This is a genomic window from Verrucosispora sp. ts21, from assembly GCF_002879555.1.
In the GTDB taxonomy this organism is placed as follows: Bacteria; Actinomycetota; Actinomycetes; order Mycobacteriales; family Micromonosporaceae; genus Micromonospora; species Micromonospora gifhornensis.
This window is the reverse complement of sequence record NZ_PNOZ01000121.1, coordinates 1-12,784: the sequence shown is the minus strand read 5'-3', so window position 1 is coordinate 12,784 and position 12,784 is coordinate 1. Positions and strand designations below refer to the sequence as shown.

The following is a 12,784-nucleotide window of genomic DNA, read 5'->3' as shown; positions in this document are numbered from 1 at the left end:
GTGACATCGGCGTGAGCGGCCACCGGGCCGGCGAACACGCCACCAGCGAAAGCCAGACCAGCAACACTCAGCATGCTCTTACGGAAGATCGAGTTCATGACGAAGCTCCATTCGGGGGTAGACACACACCACCGGGGGACGGGTGCATGCAAACGCCGTCAGGCGCTGAAAGAACAAGAGGGGGGAAGGTTCACCGGCTCACACGCGGGGCGGGGAATCCCACCGCGCTCATCACGGGGGCGAGGGGCCCTCGCGGCGCCGGGACCATGTACAACCACTGACCGAGGGCGGTGATTCCCGGAGGCCGGATCACACCCGACCACGGGCGCGTCATGGGGGCCCTGCTTGGTCAGCCACCCGATACAACGCCATCCGGCGGCCCCACATTCCGGCCCGCACCCGCCAGGCTCGGGCCCGGCGCCTTCCTCGGTCGTTCAGACGTGTTCAACGACCCGCAGGCCACGCCCATTCCCCGGCGATTCCACCGGCGAACCGGACATCACCTCCCATCGTGACCCCCACAGCCAAACCGGACCTGAGCTGATTTGCTCATTGAGCCCACACCACCTGCCCACGCTCAAACGCCGCGCGGACCGGTCCCTGGGGAAAGGCAGTGATGGGCCACGCACGGCCACGCGGCCGCCAGGCGGCCTGGTGAGCCCTAACCATTACGCCGAAATTGCGGGGTCCGGGGCGGCGGGAAACCGCCATTCCGGCGTAACGGAGTCGATCATCGCGATGAACGCGTGGGGGATCGTGCGGATCGAGGCGGACATAAGGACATTCCCGCGCGGCAGGCACACAGATGCGGGTGGGGTGGCTGAGGGCGTGCAGGACGGGTCGGGCGGCGCAAGCGGGCCTGCGGGGTGGGCGGGATGCGGAGTGGGCGAGGGGTGTGTCCGGGGCGGCGAGCGGAGGACTCGGGACGTTAACGAGGATTTCTCATTTTCATCGGATCGGGGGGCAAGGCCCCCTAGTGTTGGGCACACCGGTGCTAGTCGCGGAGTTGGCCACCCGAGCAGCGTCCTACGTAGTCAGCGGACGAAAAGTGAGGGAAGCGCGTATGAAGGCAACAAATGTTCTCGTACCAGTGGCGGGTGGTATCGCTCTCGGGGCGCTGCTGCTGCCGGGCACCGCACTGGCCGACACCACCGTGTCGCCGTCGACCACCCCGGTCGGGGGGACTGTCGTGCTCACCGCGACCAACTGCAACCCGAACTCCGGCGATGCGATCTTCCACGTCACCGGACCCGACCGCGACCAGAATGTCCGGTCCACCACCGCTGCGGCCGGCGGCGGGTTGAGTGCCGAACTGTTCACCGCCGGTTTCACCCTGGGGACGTACACCGTGGCTGCCACCTGCGGCGACGGTACGGCCGACGGTAGCGCGACCTTCACGGTCACCCCGATCGGCGGCGCGCAGGCCGGCGGTCGGACCGACACCGGCGGCGGGACCCTGGCCGCCGGGGCGACTCTGCTCGTCACCTCGCTCGGCGGCGCGGTCATCCTGGCCCGACGCCGTCGTCACGCGGCCGAGGCCGCGACGCTCTGAGCGATCAGACTCCGACGACGGGTGCCCGCGCCGCAAGCCCCGGCACGGGCACCCGTCCGCGTGCCAGCACCCGCGAAAGCACGGCCGAGCACCGGCCCGCCAGTGGCGATGAGCAGTGCCGCCAGGGCCGGCCCGAACACGGGAGGTACGAGACGATGCGGGGGTACCGGCTCGGTCGCCTTCTGGTGACGCTGTCGGCGGTGGCCGGGCTCGCACTGGTCGGTGTCGGTGTGGCGCGGTTGCCGCCCCGGCCGCCGCAACCCGACGCCGCAGGTGTGCTGCCCGGGGCGGTGGCCGCGCCGCGTCTGTCGCCGTTGCCGCGCGCCGACCCCGTCGAGGTCCGGATATCCCGCATCGGCGTACGCGCACCACTGATTGCGGTCGCCGCCGACCCGACCGGGGCGCTGGAGGTGCCCCCGCTGGACCGACCCGGCGTGGCCGGTTGGTACTCCCCCGGTGTCAGCCCCGGTGAGATCGGCAACGCGGTGCTGGTGGGCCATGTCGATGCTCCGGGCGGGCCGGCTGTCTTCTTCGACCTGGGACGGTTGCGTCCCGGCGACACCGTCCACATCGCCCGGGCCGACGCCACCGTGGTCCGCTTCGCCGTCGACGGTGTCGAGGCGTACCCGAAGGACGGTTTTCCCACCGACCTGGTGTACGGCCCGGGCGCCGTCGCCGGGCTGCGCCTGATCACCTGCGGCGGCCGGTTCGACCAGGACAGCGGCGAGTATGTCGACAACGTGATCGTGTTCGCGACCCGTACGGCGTGAGGCGCTACGGTCGCGTTTGACCGGCCCGGTGTCGGGAAGACCGTGCGTCCACGGCAGATCCCGAGGAGCGACGAATGGCGGACGCAGGACGAGCCAGGAAGCACACCGCGGCGCGTAAGGTTCCACCGCCGGCCAAGGTGGCGGCGAAGAAGGTGGCGACGGCGACGAAGCGGGCCACCGGGGCCACGGCCGCGAAGTCCCCGGGCGGGAAGCCGACGCCGACGACCCCGCGCACCGCCCGCAAGAAGGCGGTCTCCGCCACGGCCACGCCGACCCGTCGGCCCACCGCCAAGGCGACGGCGGCGAAGAAGACCACCACCCCGAAGACCGGCAACGCCGCGAAGACGGCACCGGCGGTCAAGAAGGCAACGGCGGTCAAGAAAGCAACGGCGGTCGCCAAGAATGCCTCGACAGCCACGCGCGCGACAGCGAAGAAGACGTCGACGGCGAAGAAGACGTCGACGGCCACGCGGGCGACGGCGAAGAAGGCGCCGGCCGGTAAGGCCGCCGGCGCGACGGCACCGGCGCAGAAGACGACCACGAAGAAGGCGGCGACGCGCAAGAGCACCGCCTCCCAGGCGGCGGCGTCCCGGTCCCGTAAGGCGAGCACGACCCCGGCGAAGAAGGCCACGACGATGGAGTCGTTCGGAAGTCGGCGCGGTGCGCGTACCGGATCGCGCTGACCGAGGCCCTCGGGACCCGCGCGTACGCGAGCCTCGGTGATCTCCGGGACCCGCAGCGATCGGCACGAGCCGGCGTCGCCCGACGGCGTACCCCGGCGTGCCCCGCTGCGGCGGGCGCGGCGAGGATGGCGGCATGGCCAGACGAGACAGCAGACAGCCGCGACGGGCCGTGGCGGTGGGAGTGTGTCCGTGCGGGACGGGTCTGCCGTACGGAGACTGTTGTGGGCGGTTGCATTCCGGTGAGGCGCAGGCCCCGACCGCCGAGGCGCTGATGCGATCCCGGTACGCCGCCTTCGCCGTCGGCGACGCGGACTATCTGCTGCACAGCTGGCACAGCAGCACCCGGCCGGCGCGGCTGCGCCTCGATCCCGGCCAGCGGTGGACCGGCCTCGAGATCGTCGCCACCGAGCAGGGCGGGTTGTTCGACAGCACCGGCACCGTCGAGTTCCGCGCCCGCTACCGCGACGGTGTCGGTGCCGGATCGATGACCGAACGCAGCCGCTTCGTCCGTGAGGACGGCCGCTGGGTCTACCTGGACGTCGACAAGCCCTGACCGCCCGCCCCTTCACACCACGCTCGATGCCGACGCCTCCGGCCGTGACCGACGGGACGGGGGCCGGCCACCGCCGAGCATCAGCAGGGCGATCAGCGCGTACGGCAGGGCGGCGAGCGCGAAGGCCACACCGTTGCTACTCACGGTGGCGACCACACCGAAGCCGATGTACACGACGATGGTGATCACCTCGGTGGCCATGCCGGCCAACGAGGTGACGGTGGCCCGTCGGGGGCCGCTGATCCGCGCCTGCAACCGCGCGTCGGCCAGCACCGAGGCGAGCTGAAATCCGCAGAACGCCCCTGCCAGCAGCACGAAACCGGCGGGGTGCCGCAGCAGCGCCCCGCCGGCCAGGGCCGCCGCCGACCCCGCCAGCAGCAGGGCGTACCCACGGGTGGACAGCCGCTCGCCGGCCGGGGCGAGCAGGCCGCCGATCACCTGGCCGACCGCGAGGAGCAGAAGCAGCAGCGGCACCGTGGTCAGGGCGACGCCGGTGTCGCGGGCCAGCAGCGGGGTGTACTCCTCAAGCGCACCCCAGGTCGCCGTCACCACCGCGACCAGCAGCACCCCGGCGCGTACCCGCCGATCCCGGCGGGCCTCGGCGAGGCCGCCGCGCAGACCCTGCCACCAGCCGGGCTCGTCGGCCGGGTCGGCCGGATCACGGTGCTGCGTCGGCACGACCGGGGCAGCCGGGGCAGCGACGATGAGGGTGTCCGTGGCTGCGGCCTGGTGCTCGGGGAAGCGGGTGGCCACGGCGGCGGCGAGCAGGCAGGCCGCGACGCTGGCGAGGCCGACGGCGGGATAGCCGCCGTGCCCGAGCACCGGCCCGGCCAGCAGGATCGACGCGAGTACGCCGACTGTGCCGGCGGTGCGGGCCCGGCCGATGGTGCGGGCGTAACGCTGGGCGAGACCGAGGTGATCGAGTTCGTCGAAGACCAGCGCTTCGAGTGCCCCGGAGGCGAGCGCGCCACCGGCGCCCCAGAGCACGAACCCGAGCGCGAACGCCGGATAGGACGGCACGAACGTCCACAGCGCGAACCCGGCGGCGGTGCACAGCGGCGCGAGGCAGAGCAGCAGACGACGGGAGGTGGCGTCGGCCCACGCGCCGGAGGGCACCTCCAGGGCGATGCCGGCCACCGACCAGATCACGAACAGCGAGGAGATCTGCCCGACCGACAGGCCGCTGTCGGCGAACAGCAGGGCGTACACCGGATAGAGCAGGACCAGGTCGGTGAGGAACGCGTACGCGTAGAGGGTGGTCGCCAGACGGCGGCCCCCGGCGATGGTGAGAATCATGAGGCCTTCCGGGTGGGACGGGACGACGGACGCCGGTGTTGCGGCGTCCGCAGGCGGCCCACGGCCTCGGCTCGGGCATCAATGTCGCCAGTTCATGGCGGCGATGGTAGCCGGTGGGAAGGCGTGTCGGTGCCCCGGTGCAGTACGCGGGACGGGGCCGTGAAGGACCCCGTCCCGCGTACGCCTCAGCGGCGTGGCTCGTCGTCGGGCCGGGGCAGCACGATTGTCGACTCGCTGTCGTCGGCGGTGCGTTGGGTCGGCACCTCGGGCGTCGACGTGGTGACCTGGGTCGTCTCCGGGTCGTCGTCCTGGCGGGGCAGCGTCGTCGTCGGGTCGCTGTCGATGCCGGCGGTGTCGACGATCTGGGTGGCCTCGGGGTCGTCTCGGCGGGGCAGGGCGGTCGTGTCGTCGTTGGTGCCGGGGGCGGTGACGATCTGGGTGGCCTCCGGGTCGTCGTAGCCGGGACGGTCACCGAAGGACGCGGCGGAGGTGGTCGCGGTCGGAGCGGTGAAGGTCGGCTCGGTGACGTTCGTGGGCTCGGTGACGGCGGCCGGGGCGACGGGTTCGGCCGGGCGCTGCTGGGCGTCGCGGCGGGTGGCGGAGTAGGCGCGGGCATGCTCGGTGATGGTCCGCGTCTCCTGCTCGGCGCGGGACAGCCAGGACTCCCAGCGGCTCTGCATGGGCCGCACCAGCCCGCCGCCGACCCCGACGACCAGGATGCCGCCGACGGTGGCGAGCACAGCGATCAGCACCGGAGTGGTCACGGCGGTGGCGACCCCGATCTGGTTGAGGGCGGCGATGATGCCCAGACCGAGGATGAACGCCGAGGCGATGGTGGCCAGCAGCCGGCCGTACGACAGGCCGCCGAGCGCCCCCGAGATGATGTCCTTCACCGCGCTGGCGATCGCCGCGGCGACAACCACGATGACGATCGCGACGAAGGCGCGCGGCAGCCAGGCGATCACCCCGGCGATCAGATCGGAGATCGGGTTCGGTCCCCAGATGCCGAAGGCGAGGTAGAGGGTGAGCAGCAGGACGCCGTAGTAGGCCAGTCGGGCGACGATGTCGCTGGCGTCGTACCGGGAGTTGGCCAGCGCCCGGCGGATGCCGCCACGCTCGACGGCGCGGTCGAAACCGACGCGTTCGAGCAGCCGGTCCGTGAGCTTCAGGACGGCCTTGGCGATCAGCCAACCGGCCACCAGGATCGCCACGAAGGCGACGGCTCGGGGCAGGAAGAGCAGTATCGAGCGGAGGGTCTCCCCCACCGCGTCACCGAAGTTGTCTCGCATCGGATGGTCCTCCACAGGGGGCGGGTGATACGTCCGGCCCGACCTACCCGGGTGGCATACGGGGGAAACGTTCCCCGTATCGGTGCGGAACGGACCTGCGGGACAGGCTGCGGGACCCTGCTGCGGGGACGCAGGCGTTTGGCCAGGCCGGGCGGCGGAAAGAGTGGCGGGATGAGATGGGCCCGTCACGCCGTACCCGCAGCCGTCGCCGCGCTCGCCGCCGTCGCCACCCGCGACCTGTTGCAACGCGAACACGCGTTGCGACGCAACTTCCCCCTGCTCGGCCGGGCCCGCTACCTGCTCGAAGCGATCGGGCCGGAACTGCGGCAGTACATCGTGGCCGGCAACAACGAGGAACGGCCGTTCACCCGCGACCAGCGCCGCTGGGTGTACGCCTCGGCCAAGCAGCAGAACAACTACTTCGGCTTCGGCACCGACAACGACATCGAGTTCACCCCCGGCTATCCCGTGATCAAGCACCGTACGTTCGGTCGGGCGGTACCCGCGTCCACGCCGACGCTCGGGCACGAGGTGCGGCTACCGTGCGCCAAGGTGCTCGGCGCGGCCCGGGGACGCACCCGCGCGTTCCGACCGGAGTCGGTGGTGAACCTGTCCGGGATGAGCTTCGGCTCACTGTCCGGGCCGGCCGTCGAGGCGTTGAACCGGGGCGCGGCGATCGCCGGGTGCCTGCACAACACCGGCGAGGGTGGACTGTCGCCGTACCACCGGCACGGCGGTGAGCTGATCTTCCAGCTCGGTACCGCGTACTTCGGTTGTCGTGACGACCGGGGCCGGTTCGACCTGGCCCGCCTCAAGGACGTGGTGGCCGGCGCGCCGGTACGGGCCCTGGAGATCAAGCTCAGCCAGGGTGCCAAGCCCAGCCTGGGCGGGCTGCTGCCGGCGGCCAAGGTGTCGGCGGAGATCGCCGCGACCCGAGGCATCCCGGTCGGAAAGGACTGTGTGAGTCCATCCCGGCACGCCGAGTTCTCCGACTGCGACAGCCTGCTCGACTGGGTGGAGCTGCTGGCCGCCGAGACCGGCCTGCCGGTCGGCATCAAGTCCGCTGTCGGTGACCTCGACTTCTGGACCGAACTGACCGACCTGATGCGCGACACCGGCCGGGGCGTCGACTTCGTCACCATCGACGGCGGCGAGGGCGGTACCGGCGCCGCGCCACTGATCTTCACCGACTCCGTGTCGCTGCCGTTCCAGCAGGGCTTCACCCGGGTCTACGCCACGTTCGCCGAACGTGACCTGCACGAGCAGGTGGTCTTCGTCGGCTCCGGCAAGCTGGGCCTGCCCGACAACGCGACTGTCGCCTTCGCGCTCGGCTGCGACATGGTGGCCGTCGGTCGGGAGGCGATGCTGGCGATCGGCTGCATCCAGGCCCAGAAGTGCCACGCCGACAGCTGCCCGACCGGGGTGGCCACCCAGAACGCCTGGTTGACCCGGGGTCTGGACCCGGCCTCCAAGGCGGTCCGCGCCGCGCACTACGTCAAGACGCTGCGGCGGGACCTGCTGAAGGTCGCCGAGGCGTGCGGCGTCGAACATCCCGGCCTGATCGACACCGATGCCGTGGAGATCCTCGGCGGCCGGACCACCTCCACCCCACTGCGCGAGGTGTACGGGTACCGCCCGCAATGGGGACTGCCGTCCGCGGCCGACCGCGCCGCCATCGCGGACCTGATGTCGCAGGAATCGCCGCAGGGCGGCAGCGCCACCCCGTCCCCGACCGCGCAGACCTGACCGTCATCCGCCGACGCCCGAGGGGGCCGTGGAGCCTGTGAGTCGCTGACAGGTCTCCCCGTCGGCGCAGGCCGAACTGGACCGGCTCGGCCTCGACCGGCTGCTGCCGTACCGGCACCCGTCGGGGGTGATTCACGGCAGGTCAACCCCGATTTTAGTACAGGTGTGCGATGATGGCGGGGTGTCGGGCGAGGCCACCATCCTGCATGCCGACCTGGACGCGTTCTACGCCTCGGTCGAGCAGCGCGACGATCCACGGCTACGCGGCCGGGCGGTGATCGTGGGCGGTGGGGTGGTGTTGGCGGCCAGCTACCAGGCCAAGGCCCGGGGCGTACGCAGCGGAATGGGCGGCGCGCAGGCGCGCCGGCTGTGCCCGGACGCGGTGGTCGTACCACCCAGGATGGCCGCCTACAGCGCCGCCAGCCGGGCGGTGTTCGAGGTCTTCCGGCAGACCACTCCGCTGGTCGAAGGGCTCTCCATCGACGAGGCGTTCCTCGACGTCGGCGGTCTGCGCCGCCTGGTCGGTCCACCCGAGACGATCGCGGCCGGGCTGCGTCGGGCGGTACGCGAGCAGGTCGGCCTGCCGATCACGGTGGGCGTGGCCCGGACGAAGTTCCTGGCCAAGGTCGCCAGCGGGGTGGCCAAGCCCGACGGCCTGCTGGTCGTCGCACCGGCCGGGGAGTTGGCCTTCCTGCATCCGTTGCCGGTCGAGCGGCTGTGGGGAGTCGGGCCGGTGACCGCCGACAAGCTCCGCCAGCACCGGATCCGTACCGTCGGTGACGTGGCCCGCCTCGGCGAGGCGACGCTTGTGTCGTTGCTCGGGCCGGGTGCCGGGCGGCACCTGCACGCGCTGGCGCACAACCGCGACCCCCGGCCGGTGCAGGTCGGCCGGCGTCGCGGCTCGATGGGTGCGCAACACGCGCTGGGCCGCTCGGGGCGGCGCCCGGCCGAGCTGGAGGCGATCCTCGCCGGCCTGGTCGACCGGGTCACCCGGCGGCTACGGTCGGCCGCCCGCACCGGACGCACCATCACCCTGCGGCTGCGTTTTGCCGACTACGCCCGGGCCACCCGCTCCCACACCCTGGCCAAGGCGACCGCCGACACGCCTGTCGTGCTCGGCGCCGCCCGCGGTCTGCTGCGGGCGGCCCAGCCTGAGATCGAACGCCGCGGCGTCACGCTGATCGGTGTCGCCGTCGGCAACCTGGGCGACGGGCACGTCCAGCTCACCCTGCCCTGGGACCGCGACCCGACGGCCGAGTTGGACGCGGCCGTCGACGCGGTCCGCGAGCGTTTCGGTTCCACCGCCCTGACCCGGGCGGTGCTGCTCGGTCACGACGCCGGCCCGGAGATGCCCCTGCTCCCGGATTGAGCCGGACGCGCTTCCCGTCGATCGGGCGCAGGACCGGTCACTCCGGGCCGGTTCGCGTGGCAGGTGTCAACCCGGCGTCATGGCATGGCCGGACAGCTGCTGGTCGGGGCAGGAACCGGCGGACGGCGTGGTGTTGATCCGCCTCGGTGAGGCGGGTCGCCAGAGCAGGTCGACGCGGGGCCCGTCCGGCCGTACCAGCTGGTGGTGCCTGCGGTAGCCGAGGCGTTGGTAGAGCCACCGATCGGCGTCGCTGTACAGGTCGGCGTAGATCGGCAGGCCGAAGGTGTCCATCAACCGGTGACTGCCGGCGAGCACGGCCGCAGCCTGACTCGCCCGCTCCGTGTCCGGCGGCGCCGCGAGGATCGCCAGGTGGTTGTGCGGCTCCTGCGGATGACACGCGCCGAGGGCCCGGTCCAGCCGGCGGAAGCGGTCCGCGTGCCCGCCGCAGGCGTCCTTGATGCGCTCGCCGTAGCGCGACGGCGGTGGGATCGGACGATAACGGTGGAACCAGACGGTGGCCGCCGCACCATCGGTGAGCAGGAACGCGTCGCCGAACAGCAGGGCGTGTTCGACCCAGATGCGTGCCGCGCCAGCGAGCACGGCGGGACGCCGCCGCTCGTCGGGCACCAGCCACGCACCGAGCGCGGTGGGGGCGACGGTGGCGGTCACGAGGTCGACGATCCAGTCGATGTCACGCCAACGGGCGCGTTTGACAGGCGGGGATTGGTGCATGGGAACTCCTGGTGAGACGAAAGTCCGAGTGACACGGTGGGCCGGTCCGGCCGCGCACGCCGGCGTGGCCGGACCGCCGGGGAGGCGGGGTTGCGGATCCGCAGGCGCCAGACGCCGCGTCGGCCGACCGGCAGGGGCACGGCGGCGCAGGGGTACGCGGCGGCTGCCCCGGTCAGGCCGGTCGGCTTCTCGGGCGAGGGGATCGGGACGGCCGTCGGGTGGCCCGGACCCGACGGGTCAGTTGGCTACGCGCCGGCGGCGGCGCCCACGCGGCCGGCCCCAGGTCGGCAGCGCTGCCGTGGGAGGTTCGCCGGGAGTCGAGCCCGCTCGACGCGGGTGCCGGGGACAGCGGTGCCAGCGGCACGTACTCCGCCCCCTGGTGAGACGAATGGGCGACGCTCCGCCCACCCGCCAGCCAGTACGCGGCCACCTGATACACGGACAGGTCGCCGTCGAGACCGGCGGTCAGCTGCGTGGCGACCGTGGCGACGTCAGGCTCGTCGGCGGTCACGTCCGGCACGGAGGACGGTGCCGGCTCACCCGTCTGGGCCGTCTGCAGCGGGCCTGCGGGCGGCGGCACGGGCGGCGCGCCGTCGCGCAGTGGTGGCCCGGCAACGTGGGCGAACCCCACCGCCGACATCTCGGCGACGTGGGCGACACCGACCGCCGCGACTTCGTGGACACCCCAGGCGCAGCCGACGACGACGGTCAGGAGTCCGAGCCGCAGCAGGCTGCGCCTCAGCCACCCCCGCCGTCGATCCGTCACCGACTTCTCCATGCCGCCAGCCAACAGATGCGAACGCACCTTAACCTGCCGCGACGGCCCGACCACACAGCGTCCGGCGTGTCGTCTTTGCGCAGGTCCGGATGGCGGGACATCCCGGTGGCACGCCCGTCCCGTGGGCGCATGGCCCGGTGGGTCAGTGAGGGCGGAACAGGGCGGTGACCTCGTCGGCGAAGTGGTCCTGCACCGCGTTCCGTTTGATCTTGAGGGTGGGGGTGAGTTCGCCGTCGACCTCGGTGAGATCGCGGGGCAGGATCCGGAAGGTCTTCACCTGCTCGGCGCGCGACACCGTCCGGTTGGCCCGATCGACCGCGTGTTGGATATCGGCGCGCAGGTGTGGATCGTCGCGGAGCGTGGCCAGCGCCGCGCCGGGGTGCCCGTGCTCGTCGCGCCACCGCTGCCACGCCTGCGGGTCGAGGGTGACCAGCGCGGCGACGTACGGCCGGCCGTCGGCCACCAGCATCACCTGGCTGATCAGGGGGTGCGCCCGGATGCATTCCTCGATCGGCGCCGGGGCGATGTTCTTGCCCGCCGCGGTGACCATGATCTCCTTGGTCCGGCCGGTGATGCGCAGATAGCCGTCGTCGTCGAGCCGACCCAGATCGCCGGTACGCAGCCACCCGTCGTCGGTCACCGCTTCCCGGCTGGCCTCCGGGTTGTTCCAGTAGCCGGGGAACACCAGCTCACCGCGCACGAGAACCTCACCCTGGTCGGAGACGCGGATGCGTACCCCGGGCAGGGGGCGGCCGACCGTACCGATCCGCATCGCCGACGGCAGGTTCGCCGCCACCGCCGGGGACGTCTCGGTCAGGCCGTACCCCTCCAGCACCGTGATGCCCACGCCCCGGAAGAAATGCACGAGCCACTCCCCCGTCGGTGCCCCGCCCACGATGGCCATCCGGCACCGTCCGCCGAGCGCGGCGCGCATCCTGCGGTACGCGACCACGTCGAACAGCAGGCGCGCCAGGCGCAACGGCAGACCCGGGCCACCCGGCCGGTCGAGGGCTCGGCTGTAGCGCAGGGCCGTCCACTCGCCGAGGCTGAACAGCGTCCCCCGGTGGGAGTCCTCGGCGGTACGCCGCGCCTGGTCGTGCAGCTTCTCGAACAGCCGCGGTACGGCGAGGATGAAGGTGGGTCGGAACCGGCGCAGCTGGTCGAGTACCGCTGACATGTCGGCGCTGTGCACCATCGTGGCCCGGGTGCGCACCATGCCGACCTGGATCAGCCGGGCGAAGGCGTGTGCCAGCGGCAGGAACAGCACCGTCGACGCCCCCGGGTGCAACAGTTGCGGCAGGACGGCGGTGGCGTTGCCGATGTCGGCGGAGATGTTGCGATGGGCCAGCATGCAGCCCTTCGGCGGGCCGGTGGTGCCGCTGGTGTAGACGATGGTGGCGAGGTGGTCGCCGGTCACCGCGTGCCGACGGGCGTCGACCGCCGCGGAGTCGACCGCACGCCCGCGGGCGGCCAGCGTGATGAGGTCGCCGGTGTCGATGCGCCAGGTCTGGCGCAGCACCGACAGCTCCGGCAACAGCCCGTCGACCGTGGCGGCGTGATCGGCCGTCTCCACCACGCAGCCGACCGCGCCGGAGTCGGCGAGGATCCAGCGGATCTGGTCGGGGCTGGAGGTGTCGTAGATCGGTACGGTGACCGCCCCGATCGACCAGAGCGCGTAGTCGACGAGTGTCCACTCGTAGCGGGTGCGGCTGAGCAGGCCGATCCGATCACCGCCGACGATCCCGGCGGCGATGAGGCCACGGGCCAGCGCCAGCACGTCGTCGCGGAACTGCCGGCAGGTCACCGGCAGGGCGCCACCGTGGCCGGAGCGTCGTACCGGCCAGGAGCGGGGGTCCGGGTCCGGGCGGATGAACTGCACCGCGTCCGGATCCTCGGCCGCGTTGCGCCACACCTGTTCGGCCAGGCTGCCGTCCTCGCCGCTGACGATCGGCTCAACCGCTGTCTCCCGCACGCCCGCCATCACGTCCTCCGTAACGCCGCCCCCATGCTCCCCCC

10 protein-coding genes and 1 pseudogene are annotated in these 12,784 nt (G+C 72.3%); 6 read left to right on the top strand and 5 right to left on the bottom strand.

Annotation, left to right across the window (positions count from 1 at the left end; all coding sequences use genetic code 11):
* Positions 1-1,090: 1,090 nt before the first annotated feature.
* From C1A38_RS29205 to C1A38_RS29190, 4 genes are all read left to right on the top strand, one after another.
* On the top strand, positions 1,091-1,552 hold the full coding sequence (locus tag C1A38_RS29205) for a hypothetical protein (protein ID WP_233197097.1): 462 nt from the start codon (positions 1,091-1,093) through the stop codon (positions 1,550-1,552).
* A 155-nt stretch (positions 1,553-1,707) separates the two neighbouring features.
* Positions 1,708-2,322, top strand: a complete 615-nt coding sequence (locus C1A38_RS29200; protein ID WP_102660904.1) for a class F sortase — start codon at positions 1,708-1,710, stop codon at positions 2,320-2,322.
* A 74-nt stretch (positions 2,323-2,396) separates the two neighbouring features.
* Positions 2,397-3,005: a histone H1 gene (locus C1A38_RS31015; protein WP_146017646.1), complete on the top strand. Its 609-nt coding sequence runs from the start codon at positions 2,397-2,399 to the stop codon at positions 3,003-3,005.
* Between the two features lie 133 nt (positions 3,006-3,138).
* Entirely contained in the window at positions 3,139-3,558 is a 420-nt protein-coding gene (locus C1A38_RS29190) for a YchJ family protein (protein WP_102660907.1), read from the top strand.
* Positions 3,559-3,570: 12 nt separating this feature from the next.
* Here C1A38_RS29190 and C1A38_RS29185 read toward each other — a convergent pair whose 3' ends face one another.
* Positions 3,571-4,854: an MFS transporter gene (locus C1A38_RS29185; protein ID WP_102660902.1), complete on the bottom strand. Its 1,284-nt coding sequence runs from the start codon at positions 4,852-4,854 to the stop codon at positions 3,571-3,573.
* 643 nt (positions 4,855-5,497) lie between these two features.
* A pseudogene (locus C1A38_RS29180) lies at positions 5,498-6,143 on the bottom strand (mechanosensitive ion channel family protein); the annotation flags it as partial.
* Between the two features lie 171 nt (positions 6,144-6,314).
* Between C1A38_RS29180 and C1A38_RS29175 the strand changes: the two are divergent.
* Entirely contained in the window at positions 6,315-7,889 is a 1,575-nt protein-coding gene (locus C1A38_RS29175) for an FMN-binding glutamate synthase family protein (protein ID WP_102660901.1), read from the top strand.
* Positions 7,890-8,070: 181 nt separating this feature from the next.
* A complete protein-coding gene (dinB, locus tag C1A38_RS29170) occupies positions 8,071-9,258 on the top strand; it encodes a DNA polymerase IV (protein WP_102660900.1) in 1,188 nt (395 codons plus the stop codon).
* Between the two features lie 66 nt (positions 9,259-9,324).
* Here dinB and C1A38_RS29165 read toward each other — a convergent pair whose 3' ends face one another.
* The 3 genes from C1A38_RS29165 to C1A38_RS29155 all read right to left on the bottom strand — a co-directional run bounded on the left by C1A38_RS29165 (position 9,325) and on the right by C1A38_RS29155 (position 12,749).
* Positions 9,325-9,990 (bottom strand): hypothetical protein, encoded by a 666-nt coding sequence (locus tag C1A38_RS29165; protein WP_102660899.1) that lies wholly within the window; start codon positions 9,988-9,990, stop codon positions 9,325-9,327.
* Between the two features lie 172 nt (positions 9,991-10,162).
* Entirely contained in the window at positions 10,163-10,756 is a 594-nt protein-coding gene (locus C1A38_RS29160) for a hypothetical protein (RefSeq protein ID WP_146017645.1), read from the bottom strand.
* 154 nt (positions 10,757-10,910) lie between these two features.
* A complete protein-coding gene (locus C1A38_RS29155) occupies positions 10,911-12,749 on the bottom strand; it encodes an AMP-dependent synthetase/ligase (protein WP_102660897.1) in 1,839 nt (612 codons plus the stop codon).
* Between the last annotated feature and the right edge of the window lie 35 nt (positions 12,750-12,784).

Bases quoted from the DNA above. Each gene is read 5' to 3' on its own strand.
- C1A38_RS29200 (WP_102660904.1), top strand. From the start codon at position 1,708: ATGCGGGGGTACCGGCTCGGTCGCCTTCTGGTGACGCTGTCGGCGGTG.
- C1A38_RS31015 (WP_146017646.1), top strand. From the start codon at position 2,397: ATGGCGGACGCAGGACGAGCCAGGAAGCACACCGCGGCGCGTAAGGTT.
- C1A38_RS29190 (WP_102660907.1), top strand. From the start codon at position 3,139: ATGGCCAGACGAGACAGCAGACAGCCGCGACGGGCCGTGGCGGTGGGA.
- C1A38_RS29185 (WP_102660902.1), bottom strand. From the start codon at position 4,854: ATGATTCTCACCATCGCCGGGGGCCGCCGTCTGGCGACCACCCTCTAC.
- C1A38_RS29175 (WP_102660901.1), top strand. From the start codon at position 6,315: ATGAGATGGGCCCGTCACGCCGTACCCGCAGCCGTCGCCGCGCTCGCC.
- C1A38_RS29165 (WP_102660899.1), bottom strand. From the start codon at position 9,990: ATGCACCAATCCCCGCCTGTCAAACGCGCCCGTTGGCGTGACATCGAC.
- C1A38_RS29155 (WP_102660897.1), bottom strand. From the start codon at position 12,749: ATGGCGGGCGTGCGGGAGACAGCGGTTGAGCCGATCGTCAGCGGCGAG.